General features: G+C 46.2%; 24 protein-coding genes. 9 read left to right on the top strand and 15 right to left on the bottom strand.

Annotated features, from left to right (window positions below; all coding sequences use genetic code 11):
- Nucleotides 1-79 precede the first annotated feature (79 nt).
- Nucleotides 80-445, top strand: a complete 366-nt coding sequence (locus tag DK187_RS20205) for a cupin domain-containing protein (RefSeq protein ID WP_111609102.1) — start codon at nt 80-82, stop codon at nt 443-445.
- Nucleotides 446-499: 54 nt separating this feature from the next.
- Here the strand turns inward: DK187_RS20205 and DK187_RS21440 are convergent, their stop codons facing one another.
- The 5 genes from DK187_RS21440 to DK187_RS20180 form a co-directional block, all read right to left on the bottom strand.
- On the bottom strand, nt 500-1,579 hold the full coding sequence (locus DK187_RS21440; protein WP_111609101.1) for a methyl-accepting chemotaxis protein: 1,080 nt from the start codon (nt 1,577-1,579) through the stop codon (nt 500-502).
- 149 nt (nt 1,580-1,728) lie between these two features.
- Nucleotides 1,729-3,129, bottom strand: coding sequence for an APC family permease (locus DK187_RS20195; protein ID WP_111609100.1), 1,401 nt, complete (start codon nt 3,127-3,129; stop codon nt 1,729-1,731).
- A gap of 41 nt (nt 3,130-3,170) precedes the next feature.
- Nucleotides 3,171-4,463 (bottom strand): NAD(P)/FAD-dependent oxidoreductase, encoded by a 1,293-nt coding sequence (locus tag DK187_RS20190; protein WP_111609099.1) that lies wholly within the window; start codon nt 4,461-4,463, stop codon nt 3,171-3,173.
- A gap of 55 nt (nt 4,464-4,518) precedes the next feature.
- Nucleotides 4,519-4,947 carry a Rid family hydrolase gene (locus DK187_RS20185; protein ID WP_111609098.1) on the bottom strand — a complete coding sequence of 143 codons (429 nt, stop codon included), beginning with the start codon at nt 4,945-4,947 and terminating at the stop codon, nt 4,519-4,521.
- A 46-nt stretch (nt 4,948-4,993) separates the two neighbouring features.
- Nucleotides 4,994-6,133 carry an ornithine cyclodeaminase family protein gene (locus DK187_RS20180; RefSeq protein ID WP_111609097.1) on the bottom strand — a complete coding sequence of 380 codons (1,140 nt, stop codon included), beginning with the start codon at nt 6,131-6,133 and terminating at the stop codon, nt 4,994-4,996.
- 146 nt (nt 6,134-6,279) lie between these two features.
- On the opposite strand from DK187_RS20180, the gene DK187_RS20175 reads away from it, so the two are divergent.
- From DK187_RS20175 to DK187_RS20150, 6 genes are all read left to right on the top strand, one after another.
- Nucleotides 6,280-7,227, top strand: coding sequence for a helix-turn-helix domain-containing protein (locus DK187_RS20175; protein ID WP_223232283.1), 948 nt, complete (start codon nt 6,280-6,282; stop codon nt 7,225-7,227).
- 223 nt (nt 7,228-7,450) lie between these two features.
- Complete coding sequence (locus tag DK187_RS20170) at nt 7,451-8,395, top strand: ABC transporter substrate-binding protein (RefSeq protein ID WP_111609096.1); 945 nt, start codon at nt 7,451-7,453, stop codon at nt 8,393-8,395.
- Nucleotides 8,396-8,401: 6 nt separating this feature from the next.
- The gene (locus DK187_RS20165) at nt 8,402-9,412 is read left to right on the top strand and encodes a FecCD family ABC transporter permease (protein ID WP_111609095.1); all 1,011 of its coding nucleotides are present in this window, start codon (nt 8,402-8,404) and stop codon (nt 9,410-9,412) included.
- Complete coding sequence (locus tag DK187_RS20160; protein WP_111609094.1) at nt 9,405-10,436, top strand: FecCD family ABC transporter permease; 1,032 nt, start codon at nt 9,405-9,407, stop codon at nt 10,434-10,436. Before DK187_RS20165 ends, DK187_RS20160 begins: the two co-directional genes overlap by 8 nt.
- A gap of 30 nt (nt 10,437-10,466) precedes the next feature.
- A complete protein-coding gene (locus tag DK187_RS20155) occupies nt 10,467-11,327 on the top strand; it encodes an ABC transporter ATP-binding protein (protein ID WP_111609093.1) in 861 nt (286 codons plus the stop codon).
- Complete coding sequence (locus tag DK187_RS20150; RefSeq protein ID WP_111609092.1) at nt 11,320-12,126, top strand: IucA/IucC family C-terminal-domain containing protein; 807 nt, start codon at nt 11,320-11,322, stop codon at nt 12,124-12,126. Before DK187_RS20155 ends, DK187_RS20150 begins: the two co-directional genes overlap by 8 nt.
- A gap of 26 nt (nt 12,127-12,152) precedes the next feature.
- Here DK187_RS20150 and DK187_RS20145 read toward each other — a convergent pair whose 3' ends face one another.
- From DK187_RS20145 to DK187_RS20120, 6 genes are all read right to left on the bottom strand, one after another.
- Nucleotides 12,153-14,579: a TonB-dependent receptor gene (locus DK187_RS20145; protein WP_223232284.1), complete on the bottom strand. Its 2,427-nt coding sequence runs from the start codon at nt 14,577-14,579 to the stop codon at nt 12,153-12,155.
- Between the two features lie 127 nt (nt 14,580-14,706).
- On the bottom strand, nt 14,707-15,666 hold the full coding sequence (locus DK187_RS20140; protein WP_162623569.1) for a FecR family protein: 960 nt from the start codon (nt 15,664-15,666) through the stop codon (nt 14,707-14,709).
- A complete protein-coding gene (locus DK187_RS20135; protein WP_111609090.1) occupies nt 15,659-16,186 on the bottom strand; it encodes a sigma-70 family RNA polymerase sigma factor in 528 nt (175 codons plus the stop codon). Before DK187_RS20135 ends, DK187_RS20140 begins: the two co-directional genes overlap by 8 nt.
- A gap of 171 nt (nt 16,187-16,357) precedes the next feature.
- A complete protein-coding gene (puuE, locus tag DK187_RS20130; RefSeq protein ID WP_111609089.1) occupies nt 16,358-17,281 on the bottom strand; it encodes an allantoinase PuuE in 924 nt (307 codons plus the stop codon).
- Between the two features lie 39 nt (nt 17,282-17,320).
- On the bottom strand, nt 17,321-18,052 hold the full coding sequence (locus DK187_RS20125) for an aspartate/glutamate racemase family protein (protein WP_111609088.1): 732 nt from the start codon (nt 18,050-18,052) through the stop codon (nt 17,321-17,323).
- Nucleotides 18,053-18,059: 7 nt separating this feature from the next.
- A complete protein-coding gene (locus tag DK187_RS20120) occupies nt 18,060-18,725 on the bottom strand; it encodes a GntR family transcriptional regulator (RefSeq protein ID WP_111609087.1) in 666 nt (221 codons plus the stop codon).
- A 267-nt stretch (nt 18,726-18,992) separates the two neighbouring features.
- On the opposite strand from DK187_RS20120, the gene DK187_RS20115 reads away from it, so the two are divergent.
- The gene (locus DK187_RS20115) at nt 18,993-20,417 is read left to right on the top strand and encodes an NCS1 family nucleobase:cation symporter-1 (protein WP_111609086.1); all 1,425 of its coding nucleotides are present in this window, start codon (nt 18,993-18,995) and stop codon (nt 20,415-20,417) included.
- Nucleotides 20,418-20,498: 81 nt separating this feature from the next.
- Here the strand turns inward: DK187_RS20115 and eat are convergent, their stop codons facing one another.
- The 3 genes from eat to DK187_RS20100 form a co-directional block, all read right to left on the bottom strand.
- On the bottom strand, nt 20,499-21,905 hold the full coding sequence (eat, locus tag DK187_RS20110) for an ethanolamine permease (protein WP_111609085.1): 1,407 nt from the start codon (nt 21,903-21,905) through the stop codon (nt 20,499-20,501).
- A gap of 131 nt (nt 21,906-22,036) precedes the next feature.
- Nucleotides 22,037-22,939, bottom strand: coding sequence for an ethanolamine ammonia-lyase subunit EutC (gene eutC, locus DK187_RS20105; RefSeq protein WP_223232285.1), 903 nt, complete (start codon nt 22,937-22,939; stop codon nt 22,037-22,039).
- Nucleotides 22,936-24,357 carry an ethanolamine ammonia-lyase subunit EutB gene (locus DK187_RS20100; RefSeq protein ID WP_111609103.1) on the bottom strand — a complete coding sequence of 474 codons (1,422 nt, stop codon included), beginning with the start codon at nt 24,355-24,357 and terminating at the stop codon, nt 22,936-22,938. Before DK187_RS20100 ends, eutC begins: the two co-directional genes overlap by 4 nt.
- A gap of 256 nt (nt 24,358-24,613) precedes the next feature.
- On the opposite strand from DK187_RS20100, the gene DK187_RS20095 reads away from it, so the two are divergent.
- Nucleotides 24,614-25,606 carry a helix-turn-helix domain-containing protein gene (locus tag DK187_RS20095; protein ID WP_111609084.1) on the top strand — a complete coding sequence of 331 codons (993 nt, stop codon included), beginning with the start codon at nt 24,614-24,616 and terminating at the stop codon, nt 25,604-25,606.
- 34 nt (nt 25,607-25,640) lie between these two features.
- Here the strand turns inward: DK187_RS20095 and DK187_RS20090 are convergent, their stop codons facing one another.
- A complete protein-coding gene (locus DK187_RS20090; protein ID WP_111609083.1) occupies nt 25,641-26,603 on the bottom strand; it encodes an integron integrase in 963 nt (320 codons plus the stop codon).
- Nucleotides 26,604-26,708: the final 105 nt, after the last annotated feature.

Here is a 26,708-nt window from a genome sequence, read left to right as displayed (position 1 = left end):
ACATTACGCTTCGCTCATGATGCCCTACGAAAATAAAATTTAAAGGGATTGGCACTTGTTTTAGCTAAAGGATAAATGTATGAATTTTACACGCATTTTTAACGATGATCAGGGCAAGAGTCACTTTGGTGATTTAACGATAGATGTCCGCGATGGTGGTCCAATTGGCTTTTTGTCGGAGCGTTTTCCGGTGGGTGAGATGATCTTCCGTGAAACCCCAAGCGATTACGATTTCAAATGGCATCCAGCACCGCAGCGTCAATTATTGTTCATCATCAAAGGTCGTTGTGAGTTTAAAGTATCGTCTGGTGAAACCCGTCAATTTGGCGCAGGGGATGTGGTCTTGTTAGAAGACACAGTAGGCGAGGGCCATTGCAGTAAAGCCTTGTTTAACGAAGTTCGTCACTCGATTTTTGTGACCGTGCCGGAAGATGTGGTGTTTTAAGTGAGCTCGCTTACTAACTAGGAACAAAGAATCAAAGGGCTAAAAGCCCTTTGATTAGAGGTGAGAGAATAGGAATTTTTGAGACTCTTTTAAGCCTTGGTGAATGGCTTTGATGTGTTTGACTACGCTGTTCTCTAATTCGGCTAAGTTATCTATTTTTTCTGTGCTTGTCTGAGTCATCTTTTGGATGAGTTGATTGATTTGCTCTAACTCGTGACCAATACGAATAAAATCCGGTGTTTTTCTAAAATCGAATTCGTTATCTGTGCCGTTGAAATACCAATCCCCAAAAGCCGTCTCTTTTATGTTGACTGGCTGTGTCTGAATATTGCCTTTTAATGCAGAGATTAGGTAGTTTGACTTCCAACAGTTTAGTTCAAGCAGCGCTGATGATGTGTGTGCAAACGCCATGGATTTATAGCCAACTTCCATTAATGTTTGAGAGCTTTCAGCGGTTTTTTGAAAAGATGTATCTAGGTCGTTACAAGATCGACTGACATCCAATGTGACGCGGTGTAGTGACTCTATTTGTTGACTGACTTTTATTGTTCGGTTATCGATACGATGGACAAGGGTAGAAATCTGTTCACTGGAATCTTTGGCTTTGGTTGCCAAGGTTCTCACTTCGTCTGCTACCACTGCAAATCCACGACCATGCTCGCCCGCTCGTGCGGCTTCGATTGCTGCATTTAATGCCAATAGGTTGGTTTGTTCCGAAATGCTTTGAATCGTATCAGTAAAACCTTTTATTTCATTGGCTATGTCTTTTAGTCCATTGACATCTTCTAGGCTGAGTTGAGTTTGAGAGGCAATATTAGTCAGTGCTTTGGACAGTTGGTTGATTTGTTCTTTGTTTTGTTCAATGTCTTGGTTATTGCCTTCTGACGCGCTCATTGGTTCAAACAATAATTCAGATATTTGGTTGAGCGCAGACAAGGCACTTTCAATGATGTCTTGTTGAGGCGCTAAAAATCGCTCATCGATTTTCGTTAGGGGAGTCGATAGCGCTTTTGCCTCATGTGAGGCAATATCCGTTGTTAATTTGGTGATTTCCTTTTCTAAAACTCGCTTCTCAGCGTGGGTTATAGCCAGTTCATTTTCTAGTATTTGAATGCGTTTTTTGCCAAACCACATAGGCACTGTCCTTTATGTGTGAAAACGGTGGGTGTTTGCCAATGGCAGAACATGGTTAAAAAAAAGCGCCAGTGTCTTGGTTGGGAGGCGGTGACACTGACACTTTTAAAGTGGACCAATTAAGCCATGAACAGGAAGACCATTAGAGGTTACTGGTTATCAGGCTCAAACAACCCTCGTTTCATGAAAAATTTCACCCATATCGCACCGATAATACACAGCACCAGTAATATACCGCCGGTAATGCTGTATACCATCTCTGTCATTTCAGGCGATGGTGAGTTGTTCAAGGCAACATATAACATGGCCGCAATGCCCAATATTTGTGGTAAAGGATAGAAGGGTGTGCGGTATGGACGAGGGTGATTTGGCATACGTTTACGTAATACGATGACATTGATGTGGGCGACAATGTAAGCCAATAGCCAGCTGGTGGTGGCGGCAATGACTAAGGTGATTAACGAATCAATCCCCAAGGCGAAGTAGGGAATAGTCGTTAAACCTGTGATCATGAGTATGCCAACCCAAGGTGCATCAAAGCGGTTTTTGGCTTTTAACTGGGGGAAAGCTTGGCCCTGTTCGGCCATACCTTGTAGCATTCTTGGCACAGCCGCGAGCACGGTATTCATGGTACAGCACGTTGCGGCCAATCCCATGACTGTCGCAATGATCAACCCGCTCTTACCAAATACCGCATTGGCGTAGTCTAAGAAAGGCAGTGGTGCACCGATGAGTTGATCGACGTTTAAGTAAAGGCTTGCTCCATAGACAAAGACAGTGAAGATGAAGAAAATCATAAATAAAGATAAGTGCATAGCGCGAGGAATACTTTTATGAGGATCTTTGACTTCTTTAATCATAGGGCAAATAAACTCCACCCCGACCATCATCCATAATGCTAAGCCGACCAAGCCGATAAAACTGCCATCCATTACGCCGCCAAATCCCCAGTCTACCGTCGTTCCAGTGAGTACAGGGTGAGGTTCGTTGGAACCCGTTATGGCAACAATGCCAGTAAGAATAAGCGCGCTAACCAAGATAAAAGCGAGGATGTTTTGAATACGTGCAAAAACATCTGTCCCAATTAAGTTAGTCAGGGTGAACACAAATAGGATAACTAAAGGGATTGTATTTTCAGGTAATACGCCTGGTAGAAGCTGACTTAGCATGGCATCGACTAAGAACATTTCTACTGGGATGGCAAGTACAGCCACCACAACATAGCCTGCGAACACAGATACAATAGCGGGAAAGTGGCCTATCGCCTTTTGAGTATAAGTTGCTAAGGTTCCTTCTTGCGGGAACATTAACGAGAGTTCAGAAAAACTCATGGCGTTGAATTGAGCTAGAATGAGCGCTACGACCATCGCGGCAATAAACCCCATACCGCCGATTCCTATGCCTTGTAACGCTGAGATCATTGAACCTTGTACAATGACTAAGCCGATACAAATTGCCATCATGGTTGGCAATCTCATTTTTGATTTACTTGGATTTGTCGCTGATAAGTCAGCTGTCATTATCGTTCCTGAACTTGTGATATTGCTCATTTTTTTGTTCCTTTTGTTAATAGGGAACCATCATGTAGACGTTAGAACCGATCAAACCGATAGGGACTTGGGTCAACGATGGGGGGGACATCCGAAACAATATCTGCAGCCAGTTGTCCAGCTGCAGGGCCAGTACCAAAACCATGACCGGAAAAGCCGGTTGCTACCGTCAGCCCAGGCAATGTTTTGATACGGTCAATCACCGGCGTTGAATCCGGTGTTACATCAATTAAGCCTGCCCATGATTCTTCTATTTTTGTATTTTTAAACATGGGCCAAGCACTGATGGTGTTATTCATAGCGTCGTTAAGGAGGCCATGATTAACCTTCGGCTCGCACACGCGAACGTGTTCGAATGGGGTTTTGCTATTGGCATGCCACGATCTGGGCATGGCTAAGTCACGAAAGAAGGTACCGTTAAAGGCAATATTCAGAGAGTCCTTGCCATGCTTGAGTTGGTCTCTAAACTTTAGACCGATTTTTAGGTGATCTAGGGTGATTGGCGCATCCACTTTGCCGCGCTGCATGATGATAAAACCACCATCTTTGTGTTTGCGGAATGAAAAGTCTGGGCCGCCAACAGCGATCTCAGTTGGGCCTTCGACAGGCGCAGTTCTTAATACGGACGCAATGACGGGTAGGGTCGGCAAGGACACACCATGATTACCAAGGAAACGGCGTGACCATGCGCCGCCAGCTAACAGCACTTGTTCACAGCGAATCTCGCCTTTTTCTGTGACCACGCCGCTGATTTTCCCCGCTGTGGTTGATAATGTTCGCACGGCGCATTGTTGAACGATAATCGCGCCTTTTTTCACGGCAGCTTTGGCGATTGCACTGGTTGCAATTGTGGGCTCTGCGCGTCCATCAGAAGGCGTATAAATAGCCCCCACCCACTGCCCTTGACCATGTGGAACATGTTTGTCGATTTCTTTCGGGCTAAGGAGTTGTGAGCCTAGAGCAAGCGGTTGAACTGACTTTGACCATGCTTCGTAAAGAGCCATTTGCTCGTCTGTTTTGGCTAAAAACATAATGCCGGATTGTTTATAACCAACTGACTGTCCAATACGTTCTGGCATTTCCGCCCACAGACGGTCTGCTGCCTGTGCAAGGGGGACATCATTAGCGTGGCGGCTGGTTTTACGGATCCAACCTAGGTTGCGAGATGATTGCTCACCCGCAATGTGGCCTTTTTCGAGCAATACAACGGGAATATTTCGTTCTGCTAGTGTCAGTGCCGCCGTGATACCAACAATGCCTCCACCGATAATAACGATGGTGGTTGAGTCCGGTAATTCATTGGTGGTGTGAACGGCATCAAGCATTTTAGTCATGGTTTACTTCCTAAAAATCTCATCAGGCCCGATGACAACCATCGGGCCTTTTTCGTTATTTCGCGGTGTTGGTATTAATGACTTCAACTTCTGCGCTGGCGGCGCCACGGAAAGCCGTTACTTCCAACTCCATTTTGTAGATGGTTGAGCCAAGTGGCGGACAGGTCACTGTGGTCGCGGGATCGACACCGCGGAATTTGTCACCGATTAGCGTCATGACGGCTTGTGTGTCTGCCGGATTTTGGATAAAAACACGCGACATCACTACGTCCGCAAGGCTGGAACCAACGGCTTTTAGTGCGGCTTCGACATTGCTAAATACCTGGTGTGTTTGTTCTAGTACGTCGTCTGGAATTTCTTTGGTGTCAGGATTTCGGCCTGCGGTATTGGACACAAATATCCAATTGTCGACGCACACTAGGCGTGAGTAGCTGCTGAGTTCTTCGAGTTTTGAACCGGTTTTTACTTTTACTATCTTTGTCATGTGAGTCTTCCAAAAAATTAAATAACAGAAATAAAGGGCTATGTGGTTATCTCAAAACCGGGGTTTCCCAAAGATTTAATTTCACGCCAATGTTCTGTTTGATGGCGTTGCGATACACCATGGTTGCCCAAGCAACATCTTCTACTGGCATGCCGCCAACGGACATAATGATGATTTCGTCATCATTTGTGCGGCCAGGAGCATCACCTGCGGTAATTTTTCCTATGTCTTCTAGATCATCTAATGTGATTTTCCCTTCGGCGATCATGTCCATGAATCGAACGCCTGGTAGCGGGATGTGGTTGTGAGCGGGTTTTGGGACTTCTTCATACCAAGCTTGGTACAAGCCTGTGTTATCAAGCACTTTACGAACGTCGCCTTGTTCCATGCCATCGTCTAGGCTGCAATAGGCTGGCATAACGAGGAAGGCACCAGGTTTTACCCATTCTCGTTTTACGATCGGATACGTTGATGGGTCGCCAGTCACACCTGAGTTGCAATAGGTGATGATGTCAGAGCCGCGTACCACGTCTTCTAAACTATCGACGATGTGAACATGGGTGATTTGCGGGAAGGATTCGTTTACCCACTCGATAAAGACATCGAGACTTTTTTGTCCGCGGCCTTTGATTTTGATGGTATCTATTTCAGGGCATACTGCCATAAAGGCCGCGACCGCTGTTTTGCCCATGACGCCTGGTCCAAGCAAGCCAATGACTTTGGAATCTTTACGTGCAAGATAGCGTGCACCCACACCCGGAACAGCGCCTGTGCGGTAAGCAGAAAGTAGGTTGGCTGACATATACGCCATTGGCGCGCCAGTGTCCGTATCGCTTAATGTGAACATCAAGATCGAGCGTGGTAAGCCTTTTTCTCGGTTTGCTATGTTCGACCCATACCATTTCACGCCGGATGTTTGAAAGCTTCCGCCAAGATACGCAGGCATCGCCATTAAGCGACGGTCGGCTGTTGGTTTGGGCATGGTTGGAAAGGGCGACTCATCAGGGAAGGTGATCATGGCGCCGTGAGAATCACTGTTGGGTCCAGCCATTCTATAGTCGCCTTTGTAGAGCAGGGTAAACATCTCGTCCATAGTGTCTACGCACTGGGGCATATTCATCACACCAGCTTGAATCATGTCTTGTTCTGACAGGTAAATAAAATCGATTTTTGTGTTCTCTGACATAGCGTATTCCTTCATACAGAGGGGAGAAATTATGTGTTTCCGTGTTTAGCTCGTGTCGGTGTTAGTTGCCTAATAGGGCGACATTGCTTCTCGATGAAGAGCTTCAGTTCACAGCGGATAGTTTCGATCCTAGACGGTCAGATTTTTTGAGTATTGAACTTTTGCGACATGGTGTAATAGAAATTGATCGCCATAGAGTTGGCATCGGGCTTGCAAAAATGACAGATCATTTTGGGCATTTTAGTAAGCAGGTGCGAGTCATGTTAAAAGACTCTGTGTACGATCGAGTTTCAGGAATTCACTCCAAACAGCCTTGGTTTGTACTGGGTGCGGCTCAGGAGTTTCTACTTTATCATTCTGATATTCCTAGCATTTCTCACTTTTATAGCTTTGAAGCTGACCCTGCCACAGAGCAAGTGCTAGCGATTCCTGATGGTTGTGTGGATATCTTGTTTGATTGCGATGAACAAAGGCCAACGGCAAAAGTATGTGGCACGACGTTAGAAGCGACAAACGCAGAGTTTATTCATAACCATCGATATTTTGGTGTACGGTTTGTTCCCGGTGTTATCCCTGACTTTTTAAAGGCATCCGCGCAAGAGTTGATTGAACATCAGCTTAACTTGCTAGACATCATGCCCAATGCAGATCGAGTTTTTGAACAAATTGTCAGTAGCTCAGTGTTTGCGAATCAGGTTGGGATTTTTGAAAAATTTTATAAAAATCAGCTTGCTAGGAAGCTATCAATATTAACAAAACAGACAATACACGAAGTTTTTATCAAAAAAGGCAACATACAAATACAGGACTTAGAAGCGTCGACGGGTTATTGTACTCGAACGTTACAACGTCAATTTCGTGCCGACATGGGAATGTCCCCGAAGGCGTTTAGCCGCATTATTCGATGTCAGTCTGCGGTTTATGACCTTAATCACAACAAGGGCGTTACCTTCTCTGATTTGGCTTGTGACCTCGGTTTCAGTGATCAATCGCATTTTCTAAGAGAGTTTAAGAAACTTGTCAGTGTGACGCCATTGGACTATTTGCATCGAGTGAAGCAAGAGGCTTACGTCGCTAGATTGCGCTATTTTTGAACCAAGTTGGTCTATTTTCCATGGCATTGCACCCAAGCTGTGCAGTATCTCTCTCGCTATAGCGACGCTTTTTTAAGCCTTATCCTCTTTTTATCTTGTGCTCACCATTTTTTGTCGGATTCAGGTGATGATTTGCACCATTTTAAACAAGGGTAATGTTTATGAGGATGATAATTGTTATTATAACGTTTTGTTAAAATAACAATGAAGGAAGTCCCTCAAGATGCAGGTAAATCGAGTAAAACGTTGGGTGTTGATGCTGGCGATGTGTGTATTGGTTGCCGTGCCAGTGACTCCGGTCATGGCGTCAGAAACAAAGACGATTATTCATGCGATGGGCAGCACTGAGGTTCCTAAAAAAGTGTTACGTGTAGTGACCTTGTTTCAAGGAGCAACCGATTCTGTGGTGGCGTTAGGTATGACGCCTATTGGTGTGGTGGATTCGTGGGCGCAGCCGCCAACCTATGAGTATTTGCGAGATGCTTTGAAAGGCGTTGCTCATGTGGGGTTGGAAACTCAACCAAACCTTGAGGCCATTGTCGCATTAAAGCCAGATTTGATTATTGGCACCAAGTCTCGTCATGAAAAGATCTATGGTCAGCTGTCGCAGATTGCGCCCACGGTAATGGCAGAGAATGTCTATGATTTTAAAACCACTTTGGATCTAACCGCTCAAGCATTAGGCAAGCAAGAGAAAGGCCGACAAGTTTGGGGGGCTTTTCAACAACGTATTACCCACTTTCATCATGTTATCAAAAAGCGTGTGCCAAACTGGCCTTTAACGGCGGCAGTACTCAATATTCGCGCTGATCATTTGCGTCTGTATTTGAATCAAAGCTTTTCTGGTGTGGTGTTGAAAGAAATAGGCTTTAAATTTCCATTGCCGAATGAAAATGGTTGGGGCGTTAAACTGAAAACGAAGGAAGCCTTGCCAAGTGTGAACGCAGACGTGTTCTTTATTATCCTACAGTCCGATGACGCGGCGGTGAGGCAAAATTACGACGCCTGGCGCGCGCATCCGTTGTGGCAAATGCTAACAGCGCCTAAAAATAAGCAAGTGTATGAAGTGGATAATGTCGCTTGGTTGTTGTCTGGTGGGATTTTAGGCGCTGAAAAAATCTTAGATCAACTTTATCAGATCTATCAATTACCCAACGTCGGGCATTAGCGTTTTATGGACTTACTTAATCGTCGCACTTCTAAGTGGAGTGTTCTTGCTCTGTCTATTGCATGCCTGATGTTGTCCTTGCTGGGGAGCATTGCTTATGGGCAATACGTTATTTCAAGCAAATCTGTCTGGACGGCGTTTTGGGCGTTTGACCCTCAATCTATTGATCACGTTATTATCCGTACCACGCGTTTATCTCGCGCTCTTGTCGCCTGTCTGGTTGGCGCGGCACTGGCGGTGGCCGGTGTCTTAATGCAAGCGTTAACACGGAACCCGCTGGCTTCACCGTCTATTTTTGGTGTTAATGCGGGCGCTGTGTTCGCCATTGTGTTGTTCTCGACTTTCTTTTCAGTGACTTCTCTGAATACATTTTTGTGGTTGGCTTTTTTGGGCGCGAGCGTCGCTGGTGCGTTAGTTTATGGGTTGGGTAGTTTAGGCAAAGACGGTTTGTCTCCAGTGCGCATTGTCTTGTCTGGGGCGGCGATTTCGGCGCTATTCATGGCTTTTACTCAAGGCATATTGGTGATAGGACAAGAGGGACTAGACAGTGTGTTGTTTTGGGTAGCGGGTTCTGTATCCGGTCGTGATTTGTCTATGGTTATGCCATTAGTGCCCGCTTTTGTTATCGGTATGGTGTTAGCGATGTTGGCCGCCCCGCAAATCAATATTTTGTTGTCTGGTGACGACATTGCGAAGGGATTGGGGCAGAACACCGTGTTGATCAAGGTGGCGCTGAGCTTGCTGATTATTGGCTTGGCGGGTGGCTCTGTCGCACTTGGTGGTAGCATTGGTTTTATCGGTTTGATGGTGCCGCATATGGTGCGTTCCGTGGTGGGTTATGATCATAAATGGCTGATTCCATTAAGTGCTTTGTGGGGCGCTATTTTGTTGTTGTGCGCGGATGTGATCAGTCGTTTTGTGATTATGCCAGAAGAAGTGCCCATTGGGGTAACGACGGCGATTTTAGGGGCGCCTTTCTTTATTTATTTAGCGCGAAAAGGAGGCACGCGTGAGTAAGTTTTTCAGCGTTCGCCATCGTTTATTTTCTTTTTCGACGCCAGTTCGTTCTTTGTGGTCGCTGCTCATTCTATTTGCCTTTTTTCTTTCGATTACTCTATTTTCCCTGTGTTTAGGCGAAGAGTTCATCGCTTTGCCGCAAGTACTTCAGGTGCTGCTGAGCAAGGGTGATCAGGCTGCGCAGTTTGTTGTGGAAACTTTGCGTTTGCCCAGGGTGTTGATGGCGGCCATGGTGGGCGCTGCGTTGGCGTCGTCTGGGTTGGTGTTGCAATCCATGATACGCAATCCGTTAGCGTCTCCGGATATTATTGGTATTACGGGCGGTGCTTCCGCTGCAGCGGTGTGCTTCCTATCATTTTTTGCGACGGCAATGGGAATGATCTGGTTGCCGGTGTTTGCTATTGCAGGCGCTTTGTTAGCGGCTCTGTTGATCTACGCGCTCGCTTGGAACAGTGGCGTGACGCCGATGCGGTTGGTGTTGGTTGGCATTGGTATATCCTCGGCGATGGGCGCGGTGACCACCTTTGTTATTGCGGCGAGCCCACTGTCGACCAGTATTACCGCGTATATCTGGCTGACAGGCAGTGTGTATGGTGCGAGTTGGGTTGAGGTAAACGCGTTATTACCTTGGTTGTTGGTTTCATGGCCTTTGGCGTTTTATTTAGCACGTCGCGTGAATACGCAAGAACTTGGTGATCACCTGGCGACGGGGTTGGGGGTGTCTGTACAGCGTTTGCGTTTGGTGTTGCTATTTTTGAGTGTGATTATGGCAGCCCCCGCGATTGCTTATGCCGGAGCTGTGGGTTTTGTCGGACTGATTGCACCACACATTGCTAGGCGTCTTGTGGCGCGGAGTTTCGCACTTTTATTGCCTACGTCGGCCTTGGTTGGCGCATGTTTAGTGATGTTAGCGGATTTATGCGGTCGTTTGTTATTTCAGCCTTTGGATATTCCGGCTGGTGTTTTTGTATCCGCTATTGGCGCACCATTCTTTATTTATTTACTCTATCGACAGCGTTTCTAAGTCGGTTGGTTGTATTGGGATTTTTTAACGATGAGTATGTCCGAACATTCTTTAGCAGACAGTAATATATTCGCTCATAGCCCATTGGAGAGCGTGGCGCTGTCTTTAGGCTACGAGAAAAAGACCATTATCAAATCGTTGGATTTGGCCATTAAACCTAATCAAATTACCGTGCTGGTGGGCGGCAATGGTTGTGGTAAATCTACCTTGTTGAAGTCGTTTGCCCGATTGTTGAAACCTTCGACAGGTCAGATTCTCCTTAATGGCGCAGATATTCATTCCTTATCTGGTAAAGACGTGGCTCGCAAGTTGGCTATCCTGCCTCAAGGACCTGTTGCACCAGAAGGATTGACGGTTGAGCAGTTGGTTCGCCAAGGTCGTTACCCTCACCAAAATTGGTTACAAAGCTGGACCGAAGACGACGAGCGGTTAGTGCATAAAGCCTTGCAAGACACCAATATGACCGAGGTTGCTAATCGTTCCATTGATGCTTTATCTGGTGGTCAGAGGCAGCGAGCTTGGATTGCCATGGCGCTGGCGCAAAATACCGATATTTTGTTATTGGATGAACCGACAACCTATTTGGATTTAACCCATCAAATAGAAATTCTTGATCTGTTGTTTGAGCTGAATGCGACGCAGAAAACGACCATCTTGATGGTGTTGCATGATCTGAATCTCGCCGCCCGTTATGCTCATAACATGATCGCCATTAAAGACGGTACGGTTTTTTGCCAAGGCGCACCAGAAGCGATTTTAGACCATGATATGGTGAAAGCCGTGTTTGATATGGAATGCCATATCAGCGCCGACCCCTTATTTGGTACGCCAATGTGCATTCCTTATGGAAAAGGCCGTAAGGTTAATTCTCAGGCGACAGGACATGTTTGAACAAGATGATAAGTATGAGCTTCTTACTGACGAGTGGGAGGTGTTGGCGGCATTTGGGCTGAAGTCCTATCAACAAGACGAGCCACTTGCCATCGATTCCAGACAGTTATTGGATGATGCGTTGTGTTTGGAAACACTGCAAAAAATCATGCCAGAGCTCGGTGCGCCGAATATTAAAGTGACGGCGTCACTGGTGATAAAACGTATGGCATTTCTCACACTTGCGCCTGTTTTATACGCTATGTCGAGTTTTGATAAGGGACTTGATGGTTCGCTCGAAAATAGCGTCTTTGAATACCCGTTAGATAACAGAATTTGGCAATCCAAGATGCCATTAAAAGACACATCGGTGTCGGTTTGGAATAGTTCGAATAAAGAAAGTCGAGACACTTGGCGAGATGGCATTTTGACGAAGGTGTTTGCTGGGCATCTAACTTTATTGGTCGAACACTTCTATCGTTTAACGAAAGTGTCGCGACGAGTGCTTTGGGAAAATGTGGCTGTAAGAGTATTTAGTATTTACGAACAGCGAATTTTAGCGAGTGTTTCAGAAGAAAAGAGAGAAACGGCAGAAGCGGATTACGCGTATTTGCTTGATAAAAGTACGACGGAATTATTCGGTTTAAACGAAAATCCTTTGACGATGTTTTATCGAGACAAGCAGTTAACAGCACTGTCAGAAAATCCTGTTCGGGTTCGACGTACCTGTTGTTTTTACTACCAAGCTACTGAACCGCCAGTGTATTGCGGTTCGTGTCCCTTGCCTCTAAAGAAAGCTAACTCTTCTCTTAAAAAATAAGAGAAGAGTTAAGTGTGGCAAGAAAATTAAAAGTCTAAACCGTAAGCCAATGTCAGAGTACGACCGCGGCCTTTGAAGTAAAAACTGTCATTAGCATAGGCCGCTTGTGAATAGTAAGTGAAGTAATCTTCGTTAAATAGGTTGGCCACCGCGACACTCATTTTACCAACTGGCAGCTTATAACTGACAGATGCGTCGACCAGTGTATATCCGTCAAAGTGTAAATCTTCATCATCAAAGCTGCGGCTAAAAGCATGGCTTACTTGCAATAAAGAAGACAGTTTTTCGTCCCAACGAGCATTCCATGATGTCACTAAGCGGTTAGGTGGAATATCCGCGCCAGTCAGTTTGGTATCTACTTTTCCATCACCATCCGTATCAGACTTGCCTTGGATGTAAGAGTAGCTAGCTTGTAACTTGTGCTCTTTGTTTAGCTGGAACCCTAAAGACGCTTCTGCACCGTGAATTTCTTTCTTTTCACGTTTGACGACGTAAAGTCCATTCTGGTTCTCAATTCGGCTACCTAAATCAGAATTGGATTGGTAGGCACTCAATTCGAAGTCGAATGCATTGCGATGGATACGAAAGCCCGCCTCATAGTTGTCTGTCAGAATGGGAGACAGATCAATAAGTGTATCAACGTCTTGATCGGCGGTTGAGACACCTCTGAGTATGCGTCCTACATCCGGCATACCAAAGCCTTGCGAGTAGTTGGCAAACACACTCATAGAAGGCGTTAGCTTGAACACAGCGCCAGCGTTGTAAACCGTATCGCTAAAGCTTGGAGAGCCACCATTGACAGAAACAGAAGTATTTTTATTGGTTGCTACGGTTTGGTAAGTATCTACGTCTAATTTTGCATGTTCATTACGGGCCCCTGCTTGCAGAACCAAACGTTCAGTCGGTTTGTATTCAAATTGAATGAATGGCGCGTAGTTGGTGTACTCTGTTTCGGGAACGTAAGTTCGATTAGTTAAGATTAATGTCTGACTGGTTTTGTCTTGTAATAAATCCAACCCAGTCGTAATGCTTAAACTATTATTTAACAGGTCATCTTTGGTCAGACTGAATTTAGCACCCATTTTCTCAGATTGGTTCTGACTTTGATCATAGAGCGTACCAACGGGGGCAATACTGACGTCCTGAAAGCTGTTTGAGTTTGACGCGCCATAACGTCCCTCGAAGTCTTGATGGAAGACTTGTGCTTTAAATTCCATGCCATCAAGGTCACTGTCGGTATAGAAAAGGCTGGTGGTTTGCACATCGTTGTAAGGTGCTACACCGTTTGGTGGGGTGCCTTTTACGGAGCTGGTTGCGACACCATTTTCTCTGTCACCATCAACGCCAGTAAAATTCATGCGACTTTTTAAGCGGTATTTGTTGACTTCAAGTTCCAGTCTTTTGTCGTCAGTCAGCCAGTAGCCCAGTTTTACAAAGGCGTCGTGGCTTTTTGAGTCCATAATGTCGCCACGAACCGTCGCTGCGCCAACATAATTACCATCAGCATCAAGGTAGATGCCCTGTACTTCGTTGGTTAATCCTACAAGATAATCAAAATTGTCTGCAGAACCTTCTACTTGGTAGCCAATTTTATAGCCTAGAGTATCGCTGCTAATCTCATCTGTTGGTGTTGTGAGTTGCACGTCGACGTGTTGCTTCACCTCGTTTGAGCGGTTGGACTTGGTGATGAAGTTGATAATGCCACCCGTTGCCCCTAGACCGTGAACGGCACTGGCGCCATGGATAACTTCGATACGATCAACCATCGCCAGGTCGATTGTATGGGCAGATCGGCTACCTTCTCGAATCGGATTAGATTGCGGCACGCCATCCACCATGTACAACACCGAACGGCCACGAAAGGTTTGGCTGCTGTTATTTAATTTTTGCGTATTCGGTGAGTAAGCGGGTAATAGGCTGGAGAGAGCCTGGGAGCTATCAGAATTGATGGAAAGCTGATCCTCAATTTGCTGTCGAGTGATTACCGTAACGACTTGAGGGCTGTTTTCTTTTTTGGTATTTGATCGACTGGTTTGGATAATCAAGGTATTAAGATTAATCGCTTGGTTGTCTGCTGTCAGGTTTTGGGTACGCTCTGTTAGGCTGTAGGTACCGTCCTGATTAGCGATCACCACCAAACCTTTATTAGAGAGTAATTGTTCAATTAATTCTATCGGACTGCCGTTACCTGAAATACCTTCGCTTTTAAGGTTTTGTGTTAAGGCTGGATTAAACGATAGGGCGATATTGTGACGAGCGGAAAACTCAGTGAGAACGCTCCCAAGGTCACCAGCTTCAATGCGTAATGACTCGCGGATCGTTTGATTTGTGGCATCTTGCGCGACAACAAATGAGCTAAGACTCGCCGCGATGATTAACCCACTGCACGTTAATGTGGTGCTGATTACCTTCTGAAATTGTGTTTTTAAATGTGTTTTTTTACGGGTAGACACAGCCACCTCCTTCTTTAACATTATGGTACTTATGAGTTGTGTAACTACTAAGCCACCTGAAAAGAAAAAAAGTGTCAGCGGAAATAGGAATTATGTCGTTTTTTTTGATTAAGTGTTTTTACTGTCCTTAAACAGCCTCTATCGTGACCCAATAATGTCCAAGATGACTGTTTATTTGGATCGGGTAAGTGTGCGATAACATATTGAGAATCATGTTGAGATCTTGGACAGGATAAGCTCCTGAGATAGCCATATTGGCAATCGCAGGAGAAACCCGTAATAAGCCATTATGGTAACGGGAAACTTCTTGGACAAACTGATTTAATGGCATATTGTGCACAGCAAGCATTTTGTTTAACCAAGAGGTCGTATTGGATTCGAGTGCTTTACGAGACAAAAATGCCTGACGTGATAATTCGACTTGGTAACCGGCTTTAATAGCATGGTCTGGCGTAGCTTGTGCAAGTTTAGGTGATGCTTTGACAAGGCCTTCAATCACGCCCAAGCGTGTTAAATCACGGTACTGACGCACGGTGAAGTTGGCCTCTAAAGGCGATAAAACTGCATCCCGTGTTGTTACGACAAAAGGGGTCGGCAAGTGAGCATTGGCGGTGGCCGTATTGACTTGGATTTCACCTTCTCTTAATGACAATAAACGAGCTTGGTGATCAAACGCAATATCAAATGCCGTTGCGGTATTCAGCTTAACTTGGGTTCCATCTGGTAGCGTAACTTGCTTTTGCTGGCCTTTCGCGGTGCGATAATCGGCGCTCCACTGCTGACTGTCGACTGCTTCATAACTTCCCCATATTAAGGGGCCAGAGGCTAACAGAAGCGCCAGTTTGCCAATATGCAAACGGCGTGTTGCATCGTCTGGTCGGTTCAGTACTGCGTAGGCCACTTCCTTCGGTAGTGTGTCGACTTTATTGATAAAATGTTGCGCACGCTGCCATGCGCACTGGTTGTCTTTGCTTGATTGTAACCATTGCTGCAGCTGTTCTTGCTCGCTATTCGTGAGCGGTTTTTCTTGTTGTCTGATGAGCCAATCAGCGGCTTCGTGTAGACTTCTTTTCGAGAGCTTATTCAAACACATCGTCTCCCATTAAGATGAGGCATTTTACATAAGCTTGTTTCATGTATCGCTTCACGGTGGCGAGAGAAAGATGCATTTCATCGGCTATTTGCTGATATTTTTTGCCTTCAATTTGCGACAGTAAAAAGACCTGTTTCACCTGGTCAGGGAGCGCATTAAGCAACCTGTCTACTTCTTCTAACGTTTGTAAAATAATGAACTCATGTTCAGGTGAAATAACGAAGGACTCAGGCTGTGTGGCTAACAGTTCCAGATACGCTTGCTCTAAGGATCTACGTCTATAGAAATGGCACACAAGGCCTTTGGCGATGGTGGCTAAATAGGCTTTGGGTTCTTTGATGGTGGCCGCATTCTGCTTTGCGTGAATGCGCAAAAAAGTATCTTGAGTTAAATCAGCGGCATCGTATTGGCTGTCTAAACGTTTACGAATCCATGTATACAGCCAATTGTGATGATTGGCATATAAAGAGTGCATTACATCATGTTGCACACTGTGGCTCGCATTGTGCGGCATGAAACCGAACCTTATAAAGTAGAAATGATAATTAATATCATTAAAGATCTTTATGGTTTCCTTGTCAAGACAGGGTGTTGGAATGAGGGTTTTTTTGCTTTGCAAAATGAAAGAAAAGCGCCAGAACAAGACTGACTGGCGCTTCGATTTTTGAGTTAGACCAATGACGTATTATTTTGGCGGATGATTTTCTATCCAATGATCGGCGATGTCTTCGCGGCGGGCAATCCAGACGTGGTCGTGGGATTGTACATAGTCTAGGAATTTCTTTAATGCCATGAAGCGGCTGGGTTTGCCTAGCGTTCGACAATGCATACCGATGGACATCATTTTCGGTGCGGTGGCGCCTTCTTCATACAAACAATCAAAATTGTCTTTCAAGTATTGGAAAAATTCTTCGCCATGATTAAAACCGTATGGCGAAGAAAACTTCATGTCGTTGCAGTCAAGCGTGTAAGGCACGATAAGGTGCGGTTTGCTGCCACCCTCTGGCGTATCGACTTTTACCCAATACGGTAGGTCGTCGCCGTAGTTGTCTGAGTCGTATTTAAGTTGCGCTTGCTCTGCGACTAAGGCACGAGTGTTTGGTGAGTCGCGTCCGGTGTACCAGCCAACGGGTTTAACCCCAGTGACTTCTTCGATCAAGGCGAGGGCCTGTTGCATGTGCTCGCGCTCTTGCTCAATCGGCATTTCCTGATAATGAATCCATTTTAAACCGTGGCAGACAATCTCGTGTTTGCCTTCCACAAAGGCTTTTGCCACCTCTGGGTTGCGTTGTAATGCGGTAGCAATGGCAAAAACAGTCAGTGGTAAGCCGCGTTTTTCGAACTCGTTAAGAATGCGCCACACGCCAGTACGAGAACCGTACTCGTAGAGCGATTCCATGCTCATATGACGATCTTTAAAAGGCTGCGCACCGAATATTTCTGATAGAAAGGTTTCAGCGTGTTCATCACCGTGTAAAACGCAGTTTTCACCACCTTCTTCGAAGTTCAATACAAACTGTAAGGCGACTCGGGCGTTGTTTGGCCACTTGACGTTTGGCATCCCTTGGCGACCATAGCCGGCGTAATCGCGTTCTAAATAGTGTTTCATGGTCTGTGTTCCATTGTTTGTAATGTATTTATGGAGTAGTTACAGGCTCCAGTGAGCATAGCGTCCAGTAAAGGCTTTGCTAACACGCTGTCCGTATTGACCTTTTTTAGAGGTTTGTAGTCCTAACTGATGCAATGATTCTGCCAGTTTTACCGCCGCGACGACGCCATCAATGATGGGCACAGGCAGTTCTGCAGACAACTTTTCAACCAAACTCGACATGCCAGCACAGCCCAAGACGATGGCTTCCGCACCATCTTGTTCTATCGCGGCTAGGCATTCTGTTTTAAGTAACAGATAGGCAGCGGGATCAATATTTTCTAAGGCCAAAACGGGAATGTCGGTGGCTCTGACTCCGCTGCATTTATGCTGATAGCCGTATTTTTGCAGTAAGTGCTCACTCGCAGGTAAGGTTCTGGATAGCGTGGTGACAACACCAAAGCAATGGGCGATTAAACTGGCCATTTGAAACCCCGCTTCGGCAATGCCAATCACAGGGGCGTCGGCTAATTCCCGCGCGGCGTCTAACGCTGGGTCGCCAAAACAGGCAATAATGTGGGCGTCGACACCTTGTTGTTTGCCTTGTTCGATAAGATCGAGCAGGGCGGCGCTGGCAATGACTTCATCAAAAGCGCATTCGATGCTTTTAGGACCGTGCTCTGGCGTACAGGCGATGATTTGCGTGGTAGAGAGTGCAATAGATTGTGCACTCAGCGCCATGGCATGAGTCATATCGGCGCTGGTGTTTGGGTTAATGAGCTGAATTCGCATGGTGCTCCTAGCGGCCAAAAAGTTTTTGAAAATCAATGTTTTCTTCGGGTTTACTATCAAGGATAAGCGAAGATTTGATGTGTTTAAGGTGATGGCTCATCCAGTGTTGCGCCTTATCTGCGTGGCCTTGATCAAGCAGATCCAGTAGCTCCGAGTGATCTCCGCACTCGCAACCGACACTGCCGCGAGTACCGTAAGCGGCGAGAATAAGTGAAGATCGATAACAGAGCTGTTGGACAAAGTCCGCTAGTACCTTATTGCCTGCTAGCGTCGCTAATTCATAATGGAAACGGGCGGTGAGTTGTATGGAGTCGGCGAGTTGATTGTTTTTTTCAGCCTGCTTTTCTTCTGCAACCATGGTACGAAAACGGTCGGAATGGGCTGCGTTCCAATGGTTAAGCAAAGCGGGAATGAGTTGTGGCTCAATCAGTATGCGGCTGTCTAGCACTTCCGAGGCTTCGGCTTCATTGGGTCGATTTACATGGGCCCCTTTGTTTTTTTCTATCACCACAAAGTGCTCTAGGGCGAGTCGTTGCAAGACTTTGCGTATGCCCGTTCGGCTCACACCAAACGCCTCTGATAAGCGGTCTTCTGGCAGACGCGCTCCGGGCGGTAATTGATGCTCGACAATAGCGTTTAGCATTTGTCGGTAAATGATCTCATCATTCGACATAGGTTGTTCCTAATTATTGTATACGATGTCTTTCTATAATTCGTCAATAAGACAATATAACACGGCCGTTTGTTTCATACATCTTAAACAAAAAAAGTATTTTTTGTGCACAATTATGGTGACACTTTGTGTTTATTGAGTAGATTTGGTGCAGTTTAATCTCATTTTTATGGCTGTTTTTCGACTTTTATTCTTAAATGTCTAGGGTTGGGTTTCTGGCACATTAATTGTATTAATCATTGTATACAATTAAAAAGGAACGCAATCATGAAACAAGTATTTGAACAAAGCCCTAGGCTGGCAAACAGCGATCTTCTTCCGGAGAAAGATCAAAAATGGGGCTGGTATAGTATTTTCGCGTTTTGGATGTCGGACGTGCACAGTGTGGGCGGCTACGTGTTTGCTGCCAGTTTGTTTGCCCTGGGTCTAAATGGTATTCAGGTCTTTATTAGTTTGTTGTTGGGCATTTCCATTGTGCTTGTTTTTGCCAATTTGATGGGCAAACCAGGACAAAAAGCCGGTGTGCCTTTTCCTGTGGTAGCGCGTATGTCATTTGGCGTATTCGGTGCCAATATCCCGGCTATTATTCGAGGATTGATCGCGGTGGTTTGGTACGGTATTCAAACCTTTCTCGCGTCCAGTTCCTTTATTATTTTGTTGCTGTATTTCTTTCCTGACATGGCGTCTTTGGCGGATAAGTCGTTTATCGGGCTGTCTTACTTAGGTTGGATCGGCTTTACAGCCATGTGGGTGGTACAAGGTGTCGTGTTCATGTTTGGTATGGACATGATTCGTAAAGTCATTGATTGGTCTGGTCCTGCTATTTATATCGCCATGTTTGCTTTGTGTATCTATATGGTAGATCGTGCTGGCTGGGAAAATATTAGTTTCAGTCTGAGTTCCAACAATTTGACTGGCATGGATGTGTATGTGCAGATGTTCATCGCGATTGCCTTGGTGGCAGGCTATTTTGCTGGACCAACCCTGAACTTTAGTGATTTTTCTCGTTACTGCGGCAGCTATAAAAAACTCAAGCTAGGCAACTTATTGGGTTTACCGGTTAACTTTGTGCTGTTTTCTTTGTTCAGTGTGGTGATTGTATCGGCTTCTATTCCGGTATTTGGTGAGATGATTACCGACCCTGTGGAAACGGTAAAACGTCTGGATTCTGGTTTTATTACCGTGCTTGGCGCTCTGACCTTTATCTTTGCGACCGTAGGCATCAATATTGTGGCGAACTTTGTTGCGCCTGCGTTTGATTTCTCTAACGTATCGCCACAGAAAATCAGTTTTAAAGCCGGTGGTTTTATTGCCGCGTTTGGTTCTGTGTTGCTAACCCCTTGGAATTTATTCAATAACCCAGAGGTGATTCATTACACGGTGGATGTATTGGGGCCTTTGTATGGCATTCTTATTGTTGATTACTTCTTTATCAAAAAAGGCCACATTGACGTCGCTGCTTTGTATACAGAGTCTCCAAAAGGCGCGTATTGGTATGAGAATGGCGTGAACAAAAAAAGCGTCTATGCTCTTATCATCGCGGGCGTGGTGTCTATTTTAGCGACCTTCGTATTCAATGCCTTGGCAAACTACGCCATCTTTATTGGCGGTATCGTAGCGGCCTTGTCTTATCGTTACATGATGGAGCCAGAGCGTGTGGCTTTGCAAAATATCGTGTTAGCCAAGTCCTAATAGCGGATCATTAGACACTTAAAAAAGAAGCCCCGCATAGGAATGCGGGGCTTTGTTTTATTTACTCAGTGAAAAGGGTTGTTAAGCCGTTGCAGCAAGGTCTGCTTCCGCTGCCGCCAGCATGTCGAACTCTTCTTCTGGTGTTTTCGCCACAAGGCGGTTTTTGCTATACAAGAAGTAGTAAGCGGCGCCGATGGCGAATAAGACGAGCGTGTAGAAAAACGCGCGTGGATCGTAAGCGTAAACGCCAGTCAGCGCTAACAGTGACAAAACAAAGGCGATGGATGAGGTAACGATACCGCCCGGTGTTTTATAAGGACGTTCCATGTTTGGCTGTTTGATGCGAAGCAAAATGTGGCTAAGCGCCATCAAAGCATAAGACACCGTGGCGCCAACCACGGCCATGGCAAGCATAAGATCGCCTTCGCCAGTCAGAGAAGCCAAAAAGCCCAAAATACCCGGTACGATCAAAGCACGTGCAGGGACTTTACGTTTATCGGTAACAGACAAGCTTTGTGGAATATAACCTGCACGAGACAAGGCAAAGACCAAGCGGCTGTAACCGTAGATGATAGAGAAGAAAGACGCGATTAAACCTGCAAGGCCTAGGACGTTTACCGCCGTTGCTAAGGAGCTGTGTCCTGCAAAGTTTAAGGCATCAACCAAAGGCACTGCGCTCTTACCCATCGCATCTGCACCAGCAGCACCGGCTAATAAAAACACCACCAAAAGTGCCGTGAAAAGTAAAAAGATCATCGCGCCGATAATGCCTTTTGGCACGTCTTTCGCTGGATCTTTGGCTTCTTCTGCTGCCAGAGGTACACCTTCAACCGCTAAGAACAACCACATGCCAAATGGCAGTGCCGCCCAAACGCCATACCAACCCATTGGCATAAATTCAGACGCGCCAGCGGCATCGGTGACCGCCACATCAAACAAACGGCTGCTATCAAAATCGCCAATCAGCGCCACCGCTGTCGCTAGGATGGCAATAACCGCTAAACCACTGATGACCATCATGACTTTGAGCGCTTCGCCCGCACCGGCTAGGTGAATGCCGATAAAGACCAGATAAAACGCGGCGTAGACCCAAGGTCCATTAAAGCCTAACAAGGCTTCTACCGCAGAACCGATAAAAATCACAATGGCGGCAGGCGCCAAAGCGTATTCAATTAACACCGCTAGGCCAGTTAAATAACCGCCCGTTGGTCCCATGGCTTGACGCGCAAAACTGTAACCGCCACCCGCCGCAGGGATCGCGGCAGACATTTCTGCCAAGGATAAAACCAAAGTGAAATACATCACCGCCATAAGCGCCGCCGCGATGGCAAACCCGCCCCAGCCCGCTTCGGCAATACCAAAGTTCCAGCCTGCGAAGTCGCCAGAGATAACGTAAGATACGCCCAAACCCGCGAGCAGAATCCAGCCCGCGGAGCCTCGTTTTAGCTGGCGTTTTGCCAGATATTCTTTGTTAATTTGATCAGACATTTTAGTTTCCTTTTGTTCCAGTTGTGCTCTATAGGTTGAGTTTTTAACCGTCATTTTTTGCCCAGTGGGCTTATAGTTTTCCTGCATTTCTTTTCGTGCGTTTTGTTTTTTCTCTTATCTTTTTCCTCGTATTAGGAGATGAGGAAATTTTTTGACTCCTTGGAGGTGTCTACAATTACATCATCGTCGGATCTGTCTTTGAGTTTGACGCCAGACAGTTTCAGGCTTCGTGCTTCGTTTAATAAATAAAAGGCTTTGCGCGCCGCTTCTTGGTAGACCAAGCCGGCCGGCCGGACGTTGGAAATACAGTTGCGATAAGCATCGGTATACCCCACTTTACCGCCCCAAGTCAGATACAAGCCTAAGCTATCGGGGGAGCTCAATCCCGGACGTTCGCCGATCAATACCAAGACGCATTTGGCGTTGAGGCGTTCACACACATCGTCGCCAATCGCCACACGGCCTTGTTTCACAAAACAGATAGGGGCGAGGTTCCAGCCGTTGATATGGTCAGAAAGCGCTTGTAAAAACGGCAAGGTATTTTGCTCTACTGCCAGCGATGACAAACCATCGATCACCACAATGGCGAGGTCGTAATGTTGTGACGTGGAATCTCGGTGTTCGTCTAGTTGGTGGGCGGATTCGTCATCCAATCTGCGACCATAATCTGGACGTTGTAAATAGGTTGCGCGGTCCGTCGCGCGACTGTGCAAGAGTAGGGGGGCACAGTTTTTTGTCCAATTTTTTGCCCAGTCTTGTTCCATCAGAGCCTTCGACAAAGCATCGGTATCGAGTTGCGTGTGCACCGCATCAATAGCCTGAGCATGGGCAAGCTGAAATGCGAGTAAATGTTTGGTGGGCACACTGACACCGGCCCGCCCCAAGCCAACGCGCGCGTCCGTAAAGGCCTTGAGTTTTCGCCACGCGTTTTCCGTAACGGGTTCTTCCTTTTCCGTTATAAGAGGCGCGTGTGGGTGTGTCGGGAAAGGCTTATCAGGTTTAGGTATGTCGGATTTAGGGATGTCTTGGCTCATGAGCGACCTCCAATCATACGATTGAGTGATTTATGGAACGCATCAGGTAGCTTGTGGTTGAGGGTGAATTGCTCGTTATTTTTGAAGATTTCCATCTTCGCAAGCCAAGCATCAAACTCCGGCGCAGGTTTTAACCCTAGCACTCTGCGAGCATATAACGCATCGTGAAAAGACGTTGTCTGGTAGTTCAGCATGATGTCGTCGGAACCTGGGATGCCCATCACAAAGGTACAACCCGCGACACCTAACAGTGTCAGTAAATTATCCATGTCATTCTGATCGGCTTCGGCGTGATTGGTGTAACAGACGTCGCAGCCCATAGGTAAACCCAGTAACTTACCGCAGAAGTGATCTTCCAACCCTGCACGAGTGATTTCTTTGCCATCGTACAAATATTCTGGGCCGATAAAACCGACCACGGTATTCACCAGTAACGGATTAAACTTACGCGCTACCGCATAAGCGCGTGCCTCGCAGGTTTGCTGGTCTAATCCATGGTTGGCATTCGCCGACAAAGCACTGCCTTGGCCCGTTTCAAAGTACATGACGTTGTTGCCCACCGTGCCACGATTGAGTGACAAAGCGGCCGCTTGGGCTTCGGCCAGTGTGGCGAGGTTAAAACCAAAGCTGTCGTTGGTCGCTTGAGTGCCACCAATGGACTGGAACACCAAATCCACGGGCGCGCCTTGTTCAATGCATTCGATGGTGTTGGTCACGTGCGTGAGCACACAAGACTGAGTGGGAATCTCATAATGCTGGATTACTTCGTCCATCATTTTGATCAAGCGCGTGGCTTGCTGCACGTTGTCCGTGGCGGGGTTGATACCAATCACGGCATCACCGCAAGCGTACAGTAGGCCGTCTAACATACTGGCGGCGATACCCGTTAAATCGTCCGTTGGATGATTTGGTTGTAAGCGCGTCGACAAATGCCCCGGCAAGCCAATGGTGTTGCGAAACGCGGTTTTTACATGGCATTTTTTCGCGACCAAGATCAAATCCTGATTACGCATAATCTTACTAACGGCCGCGGCCATTTCCGGTGTCACACCGGGGCGAAGGGTCGTCAGTACCTCGCTGGTGGCTAAATCGCTCAATAACCAATCGCGAAAGCCCCCCACGGTCAGGTGTGAAATCAAAGAAAAGGCGTTTTTGTCATGATCGTCTAATATTAGTCGAGTAATTTCGTCTTCTTCGTAGGGAACGAGAGCTTCCTCGAGGAAGCGTTTTAGCGGTACATCGGCTAAGGTCATTTGTGCGATGGCGCGTTCTTCGGCGCTTTCAGCGGCAACGCCTGCTAGGCGATCGCCTGAACGAGCCGGTGTCGCTTTGGCCATTAAGTCGGCCAGATCGACAAAGCCGAAGGTACGTTCTCCTACTACGTGGCGAAATTGAAAAGCGGAATGTGGGTTATGCATCATATTTGCTCACGCTTTAGATCGGATATGGACTCAAAAACACCGCCTCAAGAGTAAGAGGCATACATTTTGCAGTCTCTATCTGAGTCTATGTTTCTAGTCCATGGTTTGAGAAATAACATAAGTTAACAGTACGGAAATCCATAAATGGGTGTTATCGAATAATGGCAAGATTTAAAAAAATTATATATTTCAAATGGTTAGGTTTTTAGTTCCTCATATTCCGTAAGAAAAACAAACACAGACAGGTGTGGTTATGCTGAATTTAATGATGGATGCACCAAAACAGGGCTTTTTCTCCAATGTATCGAACGCTGATATATCGAAAGTGAGACTGTCGGAAGCGCACGACGCCGATTTGCACGCCAGTAATTTGACCAACTGGCAGCAAGAGTACGACCAAACCAGCCGTGGCAGTTTTTACGGTCGTATTGTCGAGCTGCCTTTTGATGGTTTGCAGGTGTTTTGTGAGCACACTAGCCAAGCCTTGCAGCAAAAATGCGTGGTGTGGCCGAACTCGGTCTGGCTCGGTATTCCCCTCGCAGGACAAGAAGAGAGTCGCATTAATGGCTTAACCATCCATTCAAACAACATTATGTGCCGTCCAGGTGATTGTGACTTTCAGCTATCCACACCGCAGGATTATGATTTATATGGCTTGGTCGTGGATCGATCAAAGCTGATTAAAATGGCCGCGATTCACGGGGTGGATCTCAATTGGAAAGAACTCACCGAATGTGGCCGCCTAGGTGTACCCGATAAAACCTTAGAGGAAGTGCGCTTTGTGCTGGCACGTTTGTTGTCGTTGCAAAACAACACCACACCGCCGCGCTTACAGCAAGACATCGTGATGATGGCACTGCTGGAAGTACTCAAAGAAGAAACGCCGCAGCCTGCCAAAACACAAAGCTATTATCACCGTAAAAAAGTCGTCGATTGTGCCCGTCAGTTTTTAGACCACCACCTTGATGAACCGGTCACCGTGACACAACTGTGTGAAGTGACCAACGTCAGCCGTCGAACCTTACAATACAGCTTTGAAAGCATCCTTGGAATCAGCCCCATTCAATACCTGCGCATCAGTCGACTAAACGGCGTGCGTCGAAACTTAGTGCAAGCCGAAAAAGGGCAATCGGTCAGCGACATCGCCGCCCAATGGGGATTTTGGCACTTAAGCCAGTTTGCTAAAGACTATAAACAACTGTTTGGTGAAACGCCCTCAAAAACACTCACGGGGTTGAGTGGTTGAGTAAAAAGCGACAGCGCCTTCAATGCCTCTCATGTTATAAAATTTGATCAAGGGGGCTATTTGTTCCAGCAAAATGCTGGCCGATGACATGGGTATAAATTTGTGTTGTCGATACATCGTTATGGCCTAACAATTCTTGAACCGTTCTTATGTCTCGTCCTGCCATTAGTAGATGGGTTGCAAAAGAATGGCGAAAGGTGTGGCAATTTGCCCTTTTCTCATTAATTCCTGCGTCATTGACTGCTTTTTTCAAGGCCTTACGAGGTACTGAATCATGCAAATGGTGCCTGCATAGTTCACCAGTCAAAGGGTGTGGACTGATTGACGTAGAGGGAAATAAGAACATACAACTTAACTGACGAAATGCATTTGGGTATTTTTTAGACAGCGCAAAAGGTAAGGATGGCCCATATCCCTTGCTGTTGTCGTCTTGTTGGATTGTTTGAGCATAGGCTTTTTGCTTGTTTAAAGCTTCGGCTAATTTGCGGCTAAGAATGGTGGTTCTGTCTTTGTTGCTCTTGCTGCACCAAACAGCCAAACTCCCTTGTTCCAAATTAATGTCTTGGATGCGAATCCGTAAACATTCACTAATCCTAAGTCCTGATCCATACAGCAATGAAAAAATCAAATGATCCCGTTCATTCAGACAGTTTAGGATTTTTTGAATCTCATTGGGAGTCAAAACAATGGGCAAACGTCGACCTTGTTTAGCATGTTGGAAGCCTAAATCTCCTAATGGTTGATCCAATAACTTGTTGTACAAAAAGACGAGGGCATTCAAGGCAGATTTTTGTGTATTAATGGCGACATGTTGCTCAACGGCCAGAAATGATAAAAACGCTCTTACTTCTTCTGCGCCCATGTTTTGAGGGTGTTGCAACTTATGAAAACGAATAAAATATTTAATCCAATACAGGTAAGACTTCTCTGTTTTTAAGCTATAACCGCGTAGGCGAAGTTCATTACGAATAAAATTGAGGAAAGGGCTAGAAGACATCACACACTCCTTGTGGATAATTGATGAAAACTGTACAAATATAAGGGCTATCCATTTAGAGCAACCAATGTCAATATATAGTGATGATCATAAAATCTTCATCAC

The sequence above is a fragment of the Marinomonas arctica genome (assembly GCF_003259225.1).
Taxonomy (GTDB): Bacteria; Pseudomonadota; Gammaproteobacteria; order Pseudomonadales; family Marinomonadaceae; genus Marinomonas; species Marinomonas arctica.
The sequence above is the reverse complement of the archived record's forward strand: the minus strand, read 5'-3'. Positions and strand labels throughout refer to the sequence as shown.